The organism is Propioniciclava sp. MC1683, from assembly GCF_014164675.1.
Taxonomy (GTDB): Bacteria; Actinomycetota; Actinomycetes; order Propionibacteriales; family Propionibacteriaceae; genus Propioniciclava.
Genome location: NZ_JACJFX010000014.1, coordinates 1 through 17,452, shown reverse-complemented (window position 1 = coordinate 17,452; position 17,452 = coordinate 1). Strand labels below are relative to the sequence as shown.

Genomic DNA, 17,452 nt, shown 5'->3' with positions numbered 1-17,452 from the left:
AGATCACCCTTCCTGAGTCAGGAGTTCAACGTTCTCTCGAACAACTTCCCACTCAGGCCGAAGGGCTGACAGCATCGCCAACTGGTCACACATCCACGCACGCCGCAAGCGCTCGTCCATCTCGCGGGACTTCACTTCCAAAGACAGCAGCTCAAAGGTCTCCACCAATGGATCTGTCAGATACGCAACTTCCACTCCCGACAGCAGGTCGGCCATCTCGTCCACGAGTCCAGCATTTCCAGCAGCCTGTGCGGCATGCAGTAACCTCTCATGACGTTCCGGCTGCATTCGATAGGAGTTCAAATACAGGGTCATCGCCTCATGAAACTCTCCTGCGAGGAACTTCAGGCGTGCTGAAACGGCGATCAATGCTGCAGTATCAGCACACTCGTCAAGACCGCGGGCGATCAGTTGCGACGCGTCGTCCATCCGGCCCGCATCTACCAAGAAGTCAGCGACTCGGACCCAGTGATCAGCAAACTGGGGCTCGAGATTCGCTGCAAGACGAAGCCGCGTCTCACCTTCCCTCACGAGATCCGGCTCAGCCGCCCAAGTCAATACCCTCCCGAAGTTCGACTCAAATATTGCCCGCGCGTGGGGTGGCAGGGAATCTCCTACCTGACTCTCGAACCACGAATAAAGACTGCGACACTCGTCGAATCTCCCGGTTGCGGCGAAGAAGAGACCCAGAGCATTGACCCACGACTCAAGTTCCAGCGGGTCGGCGTCATGCCCTAGGGCCATGGCGATTTCATACAATTCAGTTGCGTAACCCTCAATGTGGGCGCGAGGTTCCCGGAGCAGCGGGCCAAGTCGTTGATTGATCACCACCAAGTCAGCCAAGGCCGCCGCCCTCATCCGTGGAAGCTGAGGGTCCACACTCCGTGCAATCTGCGCGGCTTCAAGGTCACGGCCCAAGACACGAAGGAGCACCATGAGCCGCCCGAACAGGACCTCGTCGTTCAGCGTTTCCGCATTGATTCTGCTCAGCAGCCTGTCCAACCACTTCTCGGTCAACCAAGGGTTACCCGAGTCCACAGACGACAAGAGATGAACCAAGGCCTCACTGACGTCACCTAGCAGCCAGCGGGGCGTCGGCTCCGAGTTTCGCTCTGGGTTGATGACCCGCACCCGGTACCGACCGGGCATCGCCGCGAACATTTTGGCAGCGAAGAGGGCGTCCCCTTGGTCCCTAATTTGAAACTCTTGGTTCTCCGCCAAGAATTCCGGAGCAATCTTGACGGCTAATTGACAAAGGCGAGCCTCTTGTTTAGCTACACCACTATATCTCAAAGACTTCCCGGGCTCCCAAGTGTCTATGTAGCCCGGAAGTAGAAAGCTCAGACCCGTCGCGGCAACTGAAGGATGCACGTCGGGATGGTGACCCAGCCATTCCCTCAAGTAATTGAACATTGGATTTCGATGCCCGCGGGGCTGGGATCTACCTCCCAGCCCCGCATCGCTCGTGCTACTTGCAGTGCCTGTAGACCTCACCCTTGGAACAGGAGCTCAAGGGGGATGCAGTGCGAATCGTCACGGTATTCTCCATTCAATCAAGCGGCCACGGGGGTATGGCCTCCCCGGGACTCTACGCAACTGTTGCGACCCACGCCCCCTCCAATAGACTGATTTACGATGCCACCAAAGGACTAGTCAGGGGCTGGCGACTCAGCGTAACCGCGGTCGGATCACAGACCGAGCAGGCGCTCGATCACGACGGCGACCCCGTCGGCGTCGTTGGTCAGCGCGATCTCGTCGGCGGCCTCGATCGCGCCGGGCACGCCGTTGCCCATCGCGACGCCCAGGCCCGCCCAGGCCAGCATCTCGACGTCGTTGAGGTTGTCGCCGAACGCCACCACCCCGGACGCCTCGATCCCCCGATCGGCGGCGAACCGGGCCAGCGCCGTCGCCTTCGATACCCCGGCCCGCCCGACCTCGAGGAACGGTGCCCCCGAGGTCGTCGGGTGCACGCCCGGCACATGCAAATCACGCGCCACCTCGAGCATGAACTCCGGTTCGACCCGGTGGTCGGGGTGCCTGATCACGAGCTTCACCGACGGCTCGGCCAGCACCTCGTCGAGGTGCGCGAACCGGTGGACCACCGGCCACAGGGCGTTTTCGTGGCCCGGGTCCTGGTGGCCGGTGTAGCCGTGCTGGGCGACGTAGGTGTTGCCGGCGTCCCGCACCGACACCACGTGGGCGTCGGGGAAGCGCTCCAGCAGGGCCAGCGCGATCGTGCGCTGGGCGTCGAGGTCGATGACCTCCTCGAACAGCACCGCCCGCGAGGCCAGGTCGACGGCCACCGACCCGTTCGACCCGACGACCGGGCCCTCCAACGCCGTCCCGGCCACGATCGCGCCGATCGAGTACGGCTGCCGTCCCGAGATGGCCAGCACCTCCACCCCGGACGCCCTCGCCGCAGTGAACGCCGCCCGGGTGCGGGGGCTGATCCGGTGGCTGCTGTTGAGCAGCGTCCCGTCGACGTCGGTCGCGATCAGCTTCACCACGTCAGGCTCACACCCCCACCTGTCGGCGTCCGGCAAAGGCGCGGCCCAGGGTGACCTCGTCGGCGAACTCCAGGTCGCCACCCACCGGCAGCCCGGACGCCAGCCGTGACACCGTGATGCCGGTGGGGGCCAGCAGCCGGGTCAGGTAGGTGGCGGTGGCCTCGCCCTCGACGTTGGGGTCGGTCGCGAGGATCACCTCGGTGACGACCGGTCCAGACAGGCGACGCAGGAGTTCGGCGACGTGCAGGTCCTCGGGGCCGACGTGGTCGATGGGGCTGATCGCCCCACCCAGCACGTGGTACAGCCCCCGGAATTCGCGGGTGCGCTCGATGGCGGCGACGTCCTTGGATTCCTCGACCACGCAGATCGTCGCCTGGTCGCGTCGGGGGTCGCGGCAGATGCGACACGTGGTGTCCTCCGACACGTTGAAGCAGATGTCGCAGAACCGCACCTTCTCGGCGACCTCGCGGAGGGCGTCCGCGAGGCGCTCGACCTCCTCGCGGTCGGCGTTCAGCAGGTGGAACGCGATGCGTTGCGCGCTCTTGGGCCCCACGCCGGGGAGCCGGCCCAACTCGTCGATCAGCGCCTGGATCGGACCTTCGTACACGCCGACCGCGCCGTCAGAAGGGCAGGCCGGGGATCTGGGGCATGGCGGCGGCCGCCAGCGCCTGGACCTGGTTGTTGGCGTCGCGCACGGCCGCCACGACCAGGTCACCGAGGGTCTCGGTGTCGTCGGGGTCGACTGCCTTCGGGTCGATGCGCACCTCAGTGAGCTCACCGGAGCCGGTCATCGTGACCCGGACCAGGTCGCCGCCGGCGCTGCCGGTCACGGTCTTGGTGGCCAGTTCGGCCTGCGCGTTCTGCATCTGGGCCTGCATGGCCTGGGCCTGGGCGAGCAACGAGTTCATGTCGAACCCGCCACCCTCGGTGCCGAACAGGGACATCGACGCCCTCCTCTCGTCGCGGCCCATCGTAGGTCATCCCGCCCTCACCCCCGGGGGTACGCCTACCCCCTCACTCTTCAAGAGTGAAAAACCCTGACGGTGCGGCCGATTTACTTCTCTCCCTGAAGGAACCAAAATCTCTCCCCACCAAGGGCGGTCACGCAGTTGTGGCCGCGTCACGCCTTGTCATGGACGTAACCCGGAGGGAACCACCGTGGACCAGACCCCACGCCGACGCTCACGCCTCCTCGCGTGCGGTGCGGCTCTCGCCCTGCTCCCAGCTCTCGCGCCACCGGCCTACGCGGCCGACGAGGTGAAGCTGGACCAGACGAAGAAGACCTTCATCGTCCAGATGAAGGGCGACCCCGTCGCCACCTACGACGGCGGCGTCCAGGGCATCCCCGCCACCAAGCCGGCCACCGGCAAGAAGGTGAACGCCAAGTCGGGCAACGCGAAGAAGCTCGAGGCCCACAATCGCAACGAGCAGCGCAAGGCCCTGCGCGACGCCAACGTCAAGGAGTCGGCCAAGACGCACGAGTTCACCGTCGCCTTCAACGGCTTCACCGCCAAGCTGACCGAGGCCGAGGCCGCGGTACTGAAGAAGGCGGCCGGCGTGGCCAACGTCTGGGAGGACGAGGTCCGCTACGCCGACACCGTCACGACCCCCGACTACCTCGGGCTCTCCGGCAAGAACGGCGTCTGGGCCAAGCAGTTCGGCGGTGACGCCAAGGCGGGCACCGGCATCGTGGTCGGCGTCCTCGACACCGGCATCGACCCCGACAACCCCAGCTTCGCCGCTCTGCCCGGCGCCAAGATGCCGGCCGGTGACTGGGCCTGCGAGACCGAGAACGACCCAACCTTCAAGTGCACCACCAAGATCGTGGGGGCTCGCTACTACGGCACCGAGTACGAGAACGACATTCGGTACGACTTCAACAGCCCCCGGGACACGAACGGCCACGGCTCCCACACCGCGGGCACCGCCGCCGGCAACCACGGCGTCGCGATGTCCATCCAGGGCAACACCATGGGCTCCGGGTCCGGGATGGCCCCAGCCGCACACGTCGCCGTCTACAAGGCCCTGTGGCAGACCGAAGACGGACGCGGCTCCGGCACGAGCTCCGGCCTGGTCCAGGCCATCGACGACGCAGTGGCCGACGGCGTCGACGTGATCAACTACTCCGTCTCGGGCTCCTCTGAGTACGTCGTGACCGCCGACGAGCTCGCCTTCATGGCGGCCGCCGAGGCGGGCGTCTTCGTCTCCACCTCGGCCGGGAACTCGGGCGACAGCGTCGGCGTCTCGTCGGTCGCGCACAACTCGCCGTGGACCATGACCGTTGCGGCCAGCTCGCACGACCGTGGCGTCGAGAACACGCTCACCACGGGTGACGGCACCACCTACGACGGCGTCGGCTACGGCGGCCCCACCGCCCAGCTCCCGATGGTGCTCGCCAGCACCATTCCCGCCGCCGGCTACACCGCCGCCCAGGCCGACCTCTGCGGCCCCGGCACGGTCGATGACGCCGGCGCCGCCGGCAAGATGGTCGTCTGCACCCGTGGAGAGCACCCCTTCGTGGACAAGGGCGCCGAGGTCGCGGCCTCGGGTGGCGCGGCGATCGTCGTTGCGAACTCCCCGACCGGCGCGAGCACCCTGCTGCCGATCATCTACTCGATCCCCGGCTTCCACCTGACCGCCGAGGACGGTGAGGCCCTGAAGGCGTACGTGTCCGATCAGGACGCCCCCACCGGCGCCATCAACGCCTCCAAGTACGTCGAGGTCGACGCCCCGTCGATGGCGAGCTTCTCGTCCTTCGGCCCGGCCCTGGCCGGCGGCGGCGACCTGCTCAAGCCCGACATCACCGCCCCCGGCGTGGACGTCATCGCGGCCTACAGCCAGGACCCCGACTCGGGTGACCCCCGCTTCGAGTCCCTGCAGGGCACCTCGATGTCGGCCCCGCACATCGCCGGCCTGGGCGCGCTGCTCAAGCAGAGGTTCCCGACCTGGAGCCCGATGGCCATCAAGTCGGCCATGATGACCACCGCCCGCCAGACGACGGACGAGGGCAAGGCGATCCTGACCGCCACCGGCGCGAAGGCCACCCCACTCAACTACGGCGCGGGTGAGGTCGTCCCGGCCAAGTCCTACAACCCGGGTCTGGTCTACGACTCCAACATCACCGACTGGGACATCTACGCCTGTGGGATCGGGCAGTTGCAGCTGGTCGGCGGTGCCGAGGTCTGCGCCCAGCTGCCCGCCAAGGACCCGAGTGACCTGAACTACCCGAGCATCAGCATCGGTGAGCTGACCGGCACCCAGACGATCACCCGCACGGTCAAGAACGTGAACAAGTCGGCCATGCAGTACCGCGCAAAGGTGGAGGCGCCCAAGGGCACCACGGTGAAGGTCGTCCCCGACAAGATCACCGTTCGCCCCGGCGGTAGCGCCACCTTCAAGGTGACGATCACCCGCACCGACGCGGCCCTCGGCAAGTACACCTTTGGTTCCCTCACCTGGGTGCCGAACTCGCCGAAGTACGAGACCGTGCGCAGCCCGATCGCGGTCAAGCCGATGGCCGTCTCGGCCCCCGTCGAGGTCACCGGCACCGGAACCAGCGGGGCGACTGACATCACCGTCACCCCGGGGTTCACCGGCACACTCAAGACCGACGTGGACGGCCTGATCCCCTCCGACGTCGTTGCGCAGAGCGTCGTCCGGGAGGACGGCACCCCTCTCGACGGCTACTTCTTCTGGGAGGTGACCAAGGACACCAAGGTCTCGCGCTTCGCCACCTACGATGAGGAGGTCGCCGCCAAGGACATCGACCTGTACGTGTACCGGTTCAACCCGGCCGACAGCACGGTCTCCCTGGTCGACCTGAGCGGCAACGAGGGCTCCTCCGAGGAGCTCACGCTGCGGCTGGCCCCGGGCATCTACGTGGTGTCCATCGACCTCTACAGCCCGGAGCCGTCGGTCAGCGTCCCGGTCCACACATGGGACGTCACGGACGCCGACGCAGACAACCTGACCGTACAGCCGGCGTCCGCGTCGGTCACCATGGCCCAGCCGGTGACCTTCACCGCGGCCTGGTCCGGCCTGACCGCGGGCCAGCGCTACCTGGGTCAGGTCAACTTCCTCGAGGGCGACACCCCGGCGGGCAGCACGCTCGTCACCGTCAACCCGTGAGGTAGTCGCACAACGCACCACCAAGGGCCCCCTCCCGGCACGTCCGGGAGGGGGCTCCCCCTTTCCCGCACCGCATCGCACCTAGACTGGGACGCCTAGAGGAGGTCGCCATGCACCGACGCACACGTCTCCGGGCCGCGGCCGGCGCGCTCGCGCTGGGCCTGCTCCTCGGCGGCTGCGCCACGAGACCCTCGGAGGAACCGATGACCACCGCGACGCCCCGCGAGCCCCGCCCGACCGTCCCCGGCAAGACGCCATCCCCGCAGCCGACCACGCTGCCCCTGCCCTCGGACGGACCGACACCGCCCGCCGCGCCGGCCACGCCGGTGCCCGATGACGTGCTGGAGCTCCCGGGTGTCAGGGAGGCGATCGCGGCCGTGGCCGAACGCCGCGGCGTGGCCCCCGACGAGGTGAGCGTCGTGGAGTACGCCGACGTCACCTGGCCCGACGGCAGCATCGGGTGCCCGCAGCCGGGGATGATGTACACGCAGGCCCTCGTGCCGGGCCGCCGCCTGCTGCTCGAGGTGCAGGGCGAGGTCGCCAGCTACCACTCCGGCGGAGGCCCCGCCTTCGGGTACTGCGCCAACCCACGACCCGCACTCCCGGCCGCGCCCGACACGCGCCCCCGCTGACGCGGGCGCGCACGAGCGGTCAGAGCTCGGGCTCCTCCTCGCCGATCAGCTCGGCACCCAGGTGCTTGGCCAGCAACTCGTCGGCGCCCGCACCATCGTCGTCGAGGTCGATGTCGTCGGGCGACTCCTGGGCCTCGGCCTCCTCGTCGATCGGGCCGACCTGCGTGGCCTGGATGTTGGCCCGCGCCTGCTCGGCGCCCGGGGACGGCGGCGCCGCGGCCGGGGGCTGCTGCTGCACCGGCTCGGGAGCCGGGGCGCTCTGGTAGGCCGGCGCCGGCGGGGGCGGCGGTTCGTTGCCCGCGATCGCCCGGATCGTCGGCGCCACCCCCAGCACCTCGAGGACCGACTCGCGCACCACCTGGTCGCTGCCGCCGCGCGAGAAGCTCTCCTGAGCGCCGGGGTTGTTGAACGCCAGCGTCAGCACGCCGTCGGTGAAGTCGTGCACCTGCGCGTTCTCGCGCACCACGATCCAGGTGACGCGGCGGCGCTTCTTGATCGCGTCGAGCACCTCGGGCCAGCGCCCGCGCACCTGCGCGGTGGTGAGCACCGCCGGGTCACCGGCGCCGGACGCCGCGGGTGCGGCCGGGGGCACCGGCTGCGGAGGCGGCGGGGCCTGCCGCTGCGGCTCGGGCCGCGGCGCGGGAGCCGGGGGCTGGGGCGGCGCCTGCCACGGGTCGGGCTGGGCGGGGGCCTCGGGCCGTGACCGGGGACCCGGCTCGGGCTGCGGCGACGGGGCCGGCGCGGGATCCGGGGCCGGGGCCGGGGCGTCCGACCGTTCGGGCCGGGGCGCGTGCGACTCGGCGCCGGCCGCCATCTGCAGGCGGCGCTCGATGCGGTCCAAACGTGCGTGGACCCCGCGCTCGTCGACGTCGGCACCCGGCAGCAGCACGCGGGCGCACATCAGCTCGAGGTGCAGGCGCGGGGCGGTCGTGCCGCGCATGTCGGTGAGGCCCTTGGCGATCACCTCGGCCGCGCGGGCCAGCTCGCCCGGACCCATGCCGTTGGCCTGCGTGGTGAGCCGCTCGCCCTGGTCGGCGGCCACGTCGACCAGGCCGGTGGCGAGGGCGTCGGGCACGGCGGCGATGACGATGAGGTCGCGGAGGCGGCGCAGGAGGTCCTCGGCGAAGCGGCGCGGGTCCTGGCCGACCTCGATGACCTTGTCGATGCACGCGAACACGCCGTGGGAGTCGCCGGCGGCGAAGGCGTCCATGATCTCGTCGAGGAGGCTGTCGGGCGTGTAGCCCAGCAGCCGCGTGGCCTGCTGGTAGCTGACGCCCGACTCGGCCGCGCCACCGAGCAGCTGGTCGAGCACCGACAGCGAGTCACGCACCGACCCGGCGCCGGCGCGCACCACCAGCGGCAGCACGGCGTCGTCGACCGACACGCCCTCGGCGGTGCACAGCTCGGACAGGTAGGCGGTCAGCGTGCGCGGCGGCACCAGCCGGAACGGGTAGTGGTGCGTGCGCGAGCGGATCGTGCCGATGACCTTCTCGGGCTCGGTCGTGGCGAAGATGAACTTCACGTGGGGCGGAGGCTCCTCCACCACCTTCAGCAGGGCGTTGAAGCCCTGCGGCGTGACCATGTGCGCCTCGTCGATGATGTAGATCTTGTAGCGGCTGTGCACGGGGGCGAAGAACGCCCGCTCGCGCAGGTCGCGCGCCTCGTCCACGCCACCGTGCGAGGCGGCGTCGATCTCGATCACGTCGATGCTGCCCGCCCCGCCGCGCGCCAGGTCGCGGCAGCTCTGGCAGGTGCCGCACGGCGTCGGCGTGGGGCCCTGCTCACAGTTCAGGCAGCGGGCGAGAATGCGCGCGCTGGTGGTCTTGCCGCAGCCACGCGGGCCGCTGAACAGGTAGGCGTGGTTGACGCGGTTGTTCGTGAGGGCCCGCTGCAGCGGCACGGTCACGTGCTCCTGCCCGATCACCTGGTCGAAGGTGTCGGGGCGGTAGCGGCGGTACAGGGCCAGCGGGGCGTCCGGACGCGCGGGTGGGGTCGGTGCCTTGGCGGCGGGCGGCGGGGCCAACTCGACCGGTTCGGACGCCGCGGGCTCGGCGACCAGCGCCATGGCCTCGGCGTCCGCCTCGTCGGACTCCTCCGGATCGATCGGGATCTCGTCGTACTCGTCGAGCGGGACGTCCATCTCGGGGTCGTCGACCGGCGTCGGCTCGGTGGGCAGGATCAACTCGTCGGGCTCGGTGCCGAAGAGGTCGGGCCCATCCTGCTCGTAGGCCGGCAGGCCGTCATCGACGACGTCGCCCTCGTCGTCGTCGAACAGGCCACCCATCACGTCTTGTCCCACGCTCCGCACCCTACTGGGTCGCCCCGACAAACCGCCGGGCCGGTGGGGATGACGACCGGGGACGTGAAAGGGCCCCCGCGCACCTGACAGAGCTCACTGACCCTTGCTGCCTTCCGGCCCTGGGGGAGTTGGGCGAGGTACCACCGCGCGGGGACCCGACATCCAGCATATCAGGGCACGGCGATGCCGAAACGCGAGGTCGCCAGCACCGGGAGCCGCCCGCGGGACTCCTCGATCGTCGAGGCGTCCACGTCGACGACGACCAGCTCGGGCGCCTCGCCGCCCTCGGCCAGCACCTCGCCGAGGGGGCTGACCGCGACGCTGTGGCCGATGCCCGTCGGCGACCCCTTCTTCACCTCCATGCCCACGGTCGCGGGGTCGGCCTGTCCGGCGGCGAGGATGAAGCAGGTGCTGTCCAGCGCCCGCGCGACGCACAGCGCGCGGAACTGCTCGGCCTTGCGCGGTCCGTTCGCCCACGAGGTCGGCACGAGGATGACCTCGGCCCCGGCGTTGGCGAGGTGCTTGAACAGCTCGGGGAAGCGCACGTCGTAGCAGGTCGCCAACCCGAACCGCACGCCGCCGACCTCGACCACAACCGGGGTGTCCCCGGCCTCCATGTGGCGGGACTCCTCGAAGCCCCACGCGTCGAAGAGGTGGATCTTGTCGTAGGTCGCAACCAGCTCCCCCACCGCGTCGACCACCAGGAGCGTGTTGCGGGCCTTGCCGTCCGCGCCCGGCGTGAACATGCCGACCACGACGGCGATGCCGTGCTCCCGCGCGGCATCCCGGACGCCGCGGGCCCACTCCCCGTCCACCGGCTGCGCCACGGCGGCCGACCGCGTCGTGAAGCTGGCCATGGTGGCCTCGGGGAACACGACGAGCTCCGCGCCGGCGTCCTTCGCGCGGGCGACGTGCTCGCGGACGAGGTCGAGGTTGGCGTCCGGCTCGGTGCTCGCGACGATCTGGGCCAGGGCGATGCGCATGCCCCCATTCGACGGGGTCGGGGCGCCCACGTCAACGACCGGCACCCGATTGGGCCGCACCGCGGGGATCGGTTACCATGTCCGACGGAGGATTCGCCTAGAGGCCTATGGCGCTCGGTTGGAAACCGGGTTGGGTTCACGCCCTCACGAGTTCGAATCTCGTATCCTCCGCCAGTTGGGTTCCCGCCCTGACCGAGCGGGCCTGCGCTGGCGCTACCATCAGACATGGACCAGTCGGTGAGGGCGCCGCGGCAGGCCGCCCGGCCGCACGTGCTGATCATCGTGCAGAACCTGCCCGTCCCCTTTGACCGTCGCGTCTGGCTCGAGTGCCAGGCACTGGCGTCCCACGGCTACGAGGTCAGCGTCATCTGCCCCAAGGGCCCCGGCGACCCAGCGCGCCAGGTGATCGACGGCGTGCATCTCTACAAGTACGCACCGCCACCGCAGGCCGAGGGGCTGCCGGGGTACGCAATCGAGTTCGCCTACTGCTGGCTGCGCACCGCGATCCTGAGTCTCGTGGTCCGCGCGCGTCGGCCCTTCACCATCCTGCAGGCCTGCAACCCACCCGACACGTACTGGCTGCTCGCCCGACTGTGGCGACCCGCCGGCGTCCGGTTCATCTTCGACCACCACGACCTCAACCCGGAGCTGTACCTGTCCAGGTTCGGGCAGCCCACCGGCGCTAAGGGAAAGGCGCTGTACCGGGGCCTGCTGTGGCTGGAACGCATGACCTTCCGGGCGGCGGACCGCGTGATCTCCACCAACGAGTCGTACCGACGGATCGCCATCGAGCGCGGTGGGCTGGCACCGCACCTGGTGACGGTCGTGAGGAGCGGCCCCGACACCCACGCCATGCGCCCCCTGCGCGTCGAGACGACGGGCGACAAACCCCACGAGCTGGTCTACCTCGGCATCATGGGCCCACAGGACGGGGTCGACCAGTTGCTCCTCGTGATGGACGAACTGCGCCGCCGCGGACGCCGTGACGTGCACGCGACGCTCATGGGGTTCGGCGACTGCCTCGAGGACCTGCGCAGGCAGTGCAGCGACATGGGGCTCGACCCGTGGGTGACCTTCACCGGACGCGTCGACCGTGACGAGATCGCCTCCCGGCTAAGCGCCGCGGACATCGGCCTGAGCCCTGACCTGAAGACGCCGCTGAACGACGTGTCGACGATGAACAAGACCATGGAGTACATGGCCTACGGCCTGCCGTCGGTGTCCTTCGACCTCGTCGAGACGCGCGTCTCGGGCGGCGACAGCGTCCTCTACGTGCCCAGTGGTGACATCGGGGCGTTCGCGGACGCCGTCGAGCGTCTCCTCGACGACCCCGGGCTGCGCGAGGAGATGGGCCTGCGCGCCCGCCGGCGCGTGGTCGCGGAGCTCGACTGGCGGCCGCAGTCGCGGGCCTACGTCGGGGTCTACGACGAGCTGACCGGCTTCCGGGGGACGGGGGACTCCTCGGCCCGGGCTGCGGCGGAGCCTGCCCCGGCCGACGAGCCGCCGGCAGGCGTCGACGCGTTGGGCCGACCGTACGTGGACCTGCGCGACACCGACGGCCTGCGCACCTTCCTCATCCGTCGGGGCCGGCCCGCATGAGCGGTGCGGGCCGGGGCGGGCACGTCACGGTGCTGACCTTCCACGGCATCGGGGAGCCCGGGCCCGACGTCCCTGCGGACGAGCGTCCCTACTGGTGCCCGGACGCGCTGTGGCCCTCGCTGGTCGACGAGGTCGCCGATCTCCGCGCGTCGGGCGTTCCGGTCGAGGTGACCTTCGACGACGGCAACGCCAGCGACGTCCGGCATGCGCTGCCGGAGCTGCTCCGGCGGGGCCTGACGGCCACCTTCCACGCGTGCGCGGGACGCACCGGCCTGCCCGGCTACCTCAGCGCCGTCGACCTCCGGGCACTGCGCGAGGCCGGCATGGGGATCGGCAGCCACGGCTGGGCGCACGTCGATCTGCGGCGGGCCGGGGCGGACGAGCTGGCGCGCGAGGCGGACGCGTCGCGGCGCGCCCTGCAGGACGCCTCGGGCGGTCCGGTGGAACGGTTCGCCATCCCGTTCGGCAGCTACGACCGGCGCGTGCTACGGGCGCTGCGCGGGTACCGGACCGTGTACACCAGCGACGCGGCCCCGGCCCGGGCCGGCGCCTGGCTGCAGCCGCGCCACTCCTACACCCGGGGTTGGACCACCGGGACGGTGACCGCCCTTGCCACGGGCGCTCCGCCGGCCGCCGCGCGGGTCCGGCGGTCGGTCGTCACCACCCTCAAACGGTTTCGCTGAGGGGCTCGAGAGCCCGGCGGGGGTTGCGTTGGCCGGCGTCGCGGAGCACACCGGTGGAGCGGGACGGATCCCGCGTGACGTGCCAGCCGCCGCCGGCGAGACCGGCCAGCAGGAAGGTGATGCCCGCCACGAGGCGGAAGCTGAGGGCGTCAAACGTGACATAGCTGGCGAGGATGCCGAACAGCCCGGCGGCCACCGCCAGCGCCAGATCGCGGGCGCGGTCGTCCGCGAGCCGTGACCGGGCCACCAGCGCCAGCGCGAGGTGGGTGGCGACGAGCAGACCGAAGGCTGCCGTCCCGACGATGCCCAGCTCGAGGAGGAACATGAGGGCCTGGTTGTCGATCGTCCGGAAGTAGAAGGGCACCCAGGTGAACAGGCCCTGGCCGAACAGCGGACGCTCCGAGACCGCCCGGGCCACGATGTCGTAGTCAGCCGTCCGCCCTGCGACGCTCGGATCGTCGGCGAGATTCGTGAACAGAGACTGGATCGTGCCCAGCAGCCCCGGCAGGGCGGCGCGGGCGACGACCGCGGCCACGGGCAGGATGACGAGCGCGGCGAGGCGCCGGCGGGGTGGCCACCCGAGGAACAGCACCAGGAGGGCCACGGCCATCACGACGACCGCCGACCGCGACACCGACATCAGGGCGACCACCCCGATCATCGCGCTCTGGGCCCAGCCCATGACGGTTCGACGGTGCAGGGCGCGGTGGAGAGCGAGCGGCAGCAGGGCGGACATCACGACGCCCAGCTCGATGGGGTGTCCGGCCGTGACCACGACCCGGTTGACCACCGACCGGGTGAAGGTGTTCTGCTCGAGGATCGTCGACAGCCCGGGGATCCGGTACCAGGCCGCCACGTTGTCGCCCGTGAAGTACTGGTAGACGCCGAGCACCGCGACCACCGTGGCGCACCCGACCACCCAGCCGACGACCCGCTCGAGGTCACGCCACGACCGGACGGCCTCGGCCGTGAGCAGCAGGACGCCCATCCATCCCGCCAGGGCCAGGAGACCGCGGGCGCCCGCGCTGTCCAGCGCCACGCTGAGCTGATCGAGCGGCACCGAACGCCACAGGCGATCGGATCGCTGGTGGATGTCGGCCGGCTGGTACCAGCCGTACTGGTTTCCGCTCAGGAGGCTGGCCAACACAGCCAGGGTGAACAGGGCGACGGTGGCGCGCGTCGGCGTCCAGCCCTTGCGGCCGTTCAGCCCTCCGACGGTCAGGCAGACCCAGACGACGAGACCGGTGATCGCCACGAGGTTCGCCGGCGTCCCGGGCGCTCCGATCTGCGGCACCACGAGCCGGCTGGGCAACAGCAGGAGAAGCGTGACGTAGGCCATGGGTACGAGAATCGCCGGCAGGTGGCTGCCCCGGCGCACCATACGCTCCAGCAGCGCGCCGACGCGGCCGCGGCGCGACCGCGACGTGGCGGACGGCTCGTCCGCGTCAGTCGGCCGGGACACGCGGCTCCGCCTTGCCGGCCCTGGCCGCCGGACGGAGCCGGCGCCGGTCGACCAGGAATGCCACGAGGAGGGTCAGCAGGCCGCCGATCGCCACGGTGGCGGCGGCCCCCTGGAGTTTGTTGCCCCCCATGGGCGCTGCTGCGTCGTTGAGCCCCGCGGTGCGGAAGTGGGCCCGCTGGCGGTCGGGCACCGACTCCTCGTCCTGAACGCGGTCGAGTTCGTCGGTGAGTCGCTCGATCAGGGCGTCCCGGGTCTCGATGACGCCGTCCGGGTCGCCACCGGAGACGGTGACCGTGATGATCGGATCGCCGGGGTCGACGCCCACCTGGTAACCCGCGGTGTAGCCGTCCTCGACCATGGCGCGCCGGAACGCCTGGGTGTTGGGCGCGATCGCAACGTGCCCGGCGAGCACGTTGAGCCCGTTGGGCAGGTACAGGAAGGGGCTGTTCGGCAGCTCGCCGCCCTGGGCGCCGGGCGGCAGCAGGAGCAGCAGGCGGGCGCTCGTCTGGTACGACTGGGGTGAGCGGGTGTAGACCAGGTAGGCCGCGCCGAGGGTGAGGGCCAGCCCGATCAGGACGATCAGCCAGCGTCGCAGCACGACCCGGATGCCGTCGGCCAGGTCCATGGCAGCCCCCCCCCTCGCGCTGCTGAGCGGATGTTGCCCGGAAGCCTAACACCGCCCCCAACCGCCTGTCGGGACGTAACGAGGCTGTCACCTCCGAGACAACGACGCCACCGCGTCCGTAAAGGCGCCGAGGCGCTCGGTGGCCTCCCGGGCGCCGGCACGGACCTGCGCGGTGAGTTCGGGGAGACGGTGCAGGTACGCGAGCGTCTCCGTCACCGCGGGGCCGGTGTCGAGGCGGGTGAGGTCCACCAGGACGGGGTATCCGAGGCTGCCGAACAGACCGGCGAACTTGCGGCTGTACGCAACCGGCACGCACGGCACCCCGCTGCTGAACGCCGCGATGGTGGCGTGCATGCGGGACCCGACGAACGCGTCCAGGGTCGCGATGTACGACTTGGCCTCGACCGGGCTCGCGAAGGCGGGCGCGAGCACGCAGCGTGACGGGCCCTCGCCAGGCTCGGGCGCGGGGTCTATCCCAGGCCCTAGCTGCAGGTCGGCCAGCAGGGCCCGCGCCGCCGCCACGTCATCCTCGTCGTCGGCGTCCCCGCGCGACAGGACGTGCGACACGAGGTGCACCTGCGCCCCGTCGGCGAGCAGGGCCTCGACGAGCCCGCGGCAGTACGCGCGGTAGTCGGCGACCAGGCCGAACTGGTTCCGCCCGGTGTACCCGCCGTTCCACAGCAGCCCCGACACGTTGAGGCCGATCCGCGGACGCCGCGCGCCCGGGGAGGCGTCCCCCACGCGGCGGGGGCTCGCGTCCGGGAGGGTGTCCGCGTCGGGACGGGCGTCCCAGGGAAGGGCCATCGCCACATCGGTCGCGACCACGACGTCGCGTGGTGTCACCTGCGCGAGAAAGTCCCGCGAGAGTTCGTCGCGCGTCACCACCAGCGCCGCACCCTGGAGCACGTGGCGCACCCAGGGCAGCGTCGCGCGGTGCCGGAACGGCCCGTACGTCTGGGGGGCGAGCACCAGCGGTGTGCCGCTGCGGAGGGCGAGTTCCTTGTCCAGCAGTTTGCGGGCGATGCGGCGGGTGCCGTACAGGTCGGAGAAACTGTCTCCCCCGGTGAAGTCCCAGATCATCGAGCACCGGCGCATCTCACGCAGGGTCCGCAGCCACGCCGCGGGTTGCTTGCGGCGGAACGGGACGGCCGTGAGCCGCTCAGCCGCAAGCCCCAGATCGGCGGCCATCCGGGCCAGCGCGGCGTCCGAGTTGTCGGAGAAGAGCGTGATGTCGGTCTCGCCGGGAGCGGCGGCGTCCGCGAGCGCGACCGCGCCGTACGCCAGCGCGGCCAACCCCAGGTTGGCCGAGTCGCACTGGACGCCCATGAGACCGACCCGCAGACGACCCGGCCGAACTTCGGCACCCCCACGGGTGGAGGCGTCCCGGCCCCAGTGGAGGTCGCCGCGCGAGCCGCGGCGAGCGCCGACGGCTGCCGCCAGGCTCAACCCCGCGTACGCGAGCCCCGCGGGAGCGAGGCGCGGTTCGGCGCGCACGACGTCGGTCAGCCACGACCAGCGGGCGGCCGGCCGCACCTGACCCCCGACCAGCCCGGACGCCGCCGCCGCCCGCATGGCGGCGTTCCCGCGCCGCACCCGGACCAGCCGCCGGAGCAGGGCGCCGGTGCTGCGCGGTGTCTCGACCGGGACCTCCACCGCCGCCACGAGGACGCGCTCGTGAGGAGCGAAGAGCGAGTCCAGGAACAGGTCGTCGGCGACCATGAGCGGGAAGGTGTCGAACCGCGAACGCCCCTCCTCCGACAGGGCGATGAGGCCGCGCCCGAACAGGCCGTCGCGGAAGACGGGCAGGCGGGCCTGGATGAGGTGGTAGGCCCGCACCAGTGTCGGACGCCCGTCGAGCACGAGACGGCGGGCCGGCACGGCCGCCAGCGCTCCTGAGGCGAGGGCATCCACCAGCGCCTGCACCGTGCCGGGGGGAACCGCGATGTCGGCGTCGAGGTAGAGGCGGGGGAACGACGTGGCGACCGCGTCCCCGGCGTTGAGGGCCGCAGCCTTGCCCGCCTCGGGCACTTCGACGACGGTGGCGCCGTGGCGGCGGGCGACGTCCGCGGTGTCGTCGGTGCAGCCGTTGGCGACGACGATGATCTCTGCCGTGTCGCCGGCGTCCGCACGCAGGGCGTCTAGGGTGGGCCCGATTACCGCCGCCTCGTCGTGCGCCGCGAGAACGATGCTGGCCATGGCTGCCCCTCTCGCCCGTGTGCACGGCAGTCTAGGAGCCTGCTGAACAAGGCGTCTATCTGACGGCGGGTTGGACGTGGGTGGCGGGTGGGACGCCGCCGCGGCTGTCGAGCCGCGAGTGTGAGTCAGCGCAGTTGAGTGCGACAGCGGGGTCGTCGCGCTTGTCTGAGGGTCGTGGTGGACCCGTGTGGTTTGGTGTTCAAGCTCGTTCCGGGGCTGGTCAGGCGATCGCCCAGCCGGTGTTGCCGAAGCTGAGGCCGAGGTTCAGGAGGCGGCGGAGGTTGATCGCCGCGACTCGTTGGTGGAGCCAGTTGTCGTTCTTCGTGACGCCTCGGTAG

Annotated in this window: 13 protein-coding genes, 1 tRNA gene and 1 other RNA gene; 5 read left to right on the top strand and 10 right to left on the bottom strand. The window is 70.6% G+C overall.

The genetic code is table 11. The annotated features are described in order from the left end of the window. Positions 1–3: 3 nt before the first annotated feature. The 4 genes from H5397_RS09935 to H5397_RS09920 all read right to left on the bottom strand — a co-directional run bounded on the left by H5397_RS09935 (position 4) and on the right by H5397_RS09920 (position 3,451). Positions 4–1,413 carry a hypothetical protein gene (locus tag H5397_RS09935; RefSeq protein WP_182817072.1) on the bottom strand — a complete coding sequence of 470 codons (1,410 nt, stop codon included), beginning with the start codon at positions 1,411–1,413 and terminating at the stop codon, positions 4–6. A 275-nt stretch (positions 1,414–1,688) separates the two neighbouring features. Continuing rightward, positions 1,689–2,504 (bottom strand): Cof-type HAD-IIB family hydrolase, encoded by an 816-nt coding sequence (locus H5397_RS09930; protein WP_182817070.1) that lies wholly within the window; start codon positions 2,502–2,504, stop codon positions 1,689–1,691. Between the two features lie 10 nt (positions 2,505–2,514). Then, positions 2,515–3,114, bottom strand: a complete 600-nt coding sequence (gene recR / locus H5397_RS09925; protein WP_182817069.1) for a recombination mediator RecR — start codon at positions 3,112–3,114, stop codon at positions 2,515–2,517. Positions 3,115–3,127: 13 nt separating this feature from the next. Beyond that, positions 3,128–3,451: a YbaB/EbfC family nucleoid-associated protein gene (locus H5397_RS09920; protein WP_182817067.1), complete on the bottom strand. Its 324-nt coding sequence runs from the start codon at positions 3,449–3,451 to the stop codon at positions 3,128–3,130. 214 nt (positions 3,452–3,665) lie between these two features. Here H5397_RS09920 and H5397_RS09915 point away from each other — a divergent pair, with 214 nt between their 5' ends. Together H5397_RS09915 and H5397_RS09910 are read left to right on the top strand one after the other, a co-directional pair. Further along, positions 3,666–6,635: a S8 family peptidase gene (locus H5397_RS09915; protein ID WP_182817065.1), complete on the top strand. Its 2,970-nt coding sequence runs from the start codon at positions 3,666–3,668 to the stop codon at positions 6,633–6,635. 110 nt (positions 6,636–6,745) lie between these two features. Beyond that, on the top strand, positions 6,746–7,267 hold the full coding sequence (locus tag H5397_RS09910) for a hypothetical protein (protein ID WP_182817063.1): 522 nt from the start codon (positions 6,746–6,748) through the stop codon (positions 7,265–7,267). 19 nt (positions 7,268–7,286) lie between these two features. On the opposite strand, the gene H5397_RS09905 is transcribed toward H5397_RS09910, so the two are convergent. The 3 genes from H5397_RS09905 to H5397_RS09895 all read right to left on the bottom strand — a co-directional run bounded on the left by H5397_RS09905 (position 7,287) and on the right by H5397_RS09895 (position 10,549). Further along, a complete protein-coding gene (locus H5397_RS09905; protein WP_182817178.1) occupies positions 7,287–9,551 on the bottom strand; it encodes a DNA polymerase III subunit gamma and tau in 2,265 nt (754 codons plus the stop codon). Between the two features lie 78 nt (positions 9,552–9,629). Then, positions 9,630–9,726, bottom strand: an RNA gene (ffs, locus tag H5397_RS09900) — signal recognition particle sRNA small type. 10 nt (positions 9,727–9,736) lie between these two features. Further along, a complete protein-coding gene (locus H5397_RS09895; protein WP_182817061.1) occupies positions 9,737–10,549 on the bottom strand; it encodes a carbon-nitrogen hydrolase family protein in 813 nt (270 codons plus the stop codon). Between the two features lie 86 nt (positions 10,550–10,635). Between H5397_RS09895 and H5397_RS09890 the strand changes: the two genes are divergently transcribed. The 3 genes from H5397_RS09890 to H5397_RS09880 all read left to right on the top strand — a co-directional run bounded on the left by H5397_RS09890 (position 10,636) and on the right by H5397_RS09880 (position 12,831). Then, a tRNA-Ser gene (locus H5397_RS09890) sits at positions 10,636–10,723 on the top strand. A gap of 51 nt (positions 10,724–10,774) precedes the next feature. Next, positions 10,775–12,148 carry a glycosyltransferase family 4 protein gene (locus H5397_RS09885; RefSeq protein WP_182817059.1) on the top strand — a complete coding sequence of 458 codons (1,374 nt, stop codon included), beginning with the start codon at positions 10,775–10,777 and terminating at the stop codon, positions 12,146–12,148. Beyond that, entirely contained in the window at positions 12,145–12,831 is a 687-nt protein-coding gene (locus H5397_RS09880) for a polysaccharide deacetylase family protein (RefSeq protein WP_182817057.1), read from the top strand. Before H5397_RS09885 ends, H5397_RS09880 begins: the two co-directional genes overlap by 4 nt. Here H5397_RS09880 and H5397_RS18860 read toward each other — a convergent pair. The 3 genes from H5397_RS18860 to H5397_RS09865 form a co-directional block, all read right to left on the bottom strand. Next, positions 12,815–14,293, bottom strand: a complete 1,479-nt coding sequence (locus H5397_RS18860; RefSeq protein WP_182817055.1) for an O-antigen ligase — start codon at positions 14,291–14,293, stop codon at positions 12,815–12,817. The two genes, H5397_RS09880 and H5397_RS18860, sit on opposite strands and share 17 nt — an antisense overlap. After that, on the bottom strand, positions 14,277–14,918 hold the full coding sequence (locus H5397_RS09870) for a hypothetical protein (RefSeq protein WP_182817053.1): 642 nt from the start codon (positions 14,916–14,918) through the stop codon (positions 14,277–14,279). Before H5397_RS09870 ends, H5397_RS18860 begins: the two co-directional genes overlap by 17 nt. Positions 14,919–15,005: 87 nt before the next feature. Next, positions 15,006–17,114 carry a polysaccharide pyruvyl transferase family protein gene (locus H5397_RS09865; RefSeq protein ID WP_182817052.1) on the bottom strand — a complete coding sequence of 703 codons (2,109 nt, stop codon included), beginning with the start codon at positions 17,112–17,114 and terminating at the stop codon, positions 15,006–15,008. Positions 17,115–17,452: the final 338 nt, after the last annotated feature.

Bases quoted from the DNA above. Each gene is read 5' to 3' on its own strand.
- H5397_RS09895 (WP_182817061.1), bottom strand. From the start codon at position 10,549: ATGCGCATCGCCCTGGCCCAGATCGTCGCGAGCACCGAGCCGGACGCC.
- H5397_RS09905 (WP_182817178.1), bottom strand. From the start codon at position 9,551: ATGGGTGGCCTGTTCGACGACGACGAGGGCGACGTCGTCGATGACGGC.
- H5397_RS09935 (WP_182817072.1), bottom strand. From the start codon at position 1,413: ATGTTCAATTACTTGAGGGAATGGCTGGGTCACCATCCCGACGTGCAT.
- H5397_RS09910 (WP_182817063.1), top strand. From the start codon at position 6,746: ATGCACCGACGCACACGTCTCCGGGCCGCGGCCGGCGCGCTCGCGCTG.
- H5397_RS09885 (WP_182817059.1), top strand. From the start codon at position 10,775: ATGGACCAGTCGGTGAGGGCGCCGCGGCAGGCCGCCCGGCCGCACGTG.
- H5397_RS09865 (WP_182817052.1), bottom strand. From the start codon at position 17,114: ATGGCCAGCATCGTTCTCGCGGCGCACGACGAGGCGGCGGTAATCGGG.
- H5397_RS09920 (WP_182817067.1), bottom strand. From the start codon at position 3,451: ATGTCCCTGTTCGGCACCGAGGGTGGCGGGTTCGACATGAACTCGTTG.
- H5397_RS09880 (WP_182817057.1), top strand. From the start codon at position 12,145: ATGAGCGGTGCGGGCCGGGGCGGGCACGTCACGGTGCTGACCTTCCAC.
- H5397_RS09870 (WP_182817053.1), bottom strand. From the start codon at position 14,918: ATGGACCTGGCCGACGGCATCCGGGTCGTGCTGCGACGCTGGCTGATC.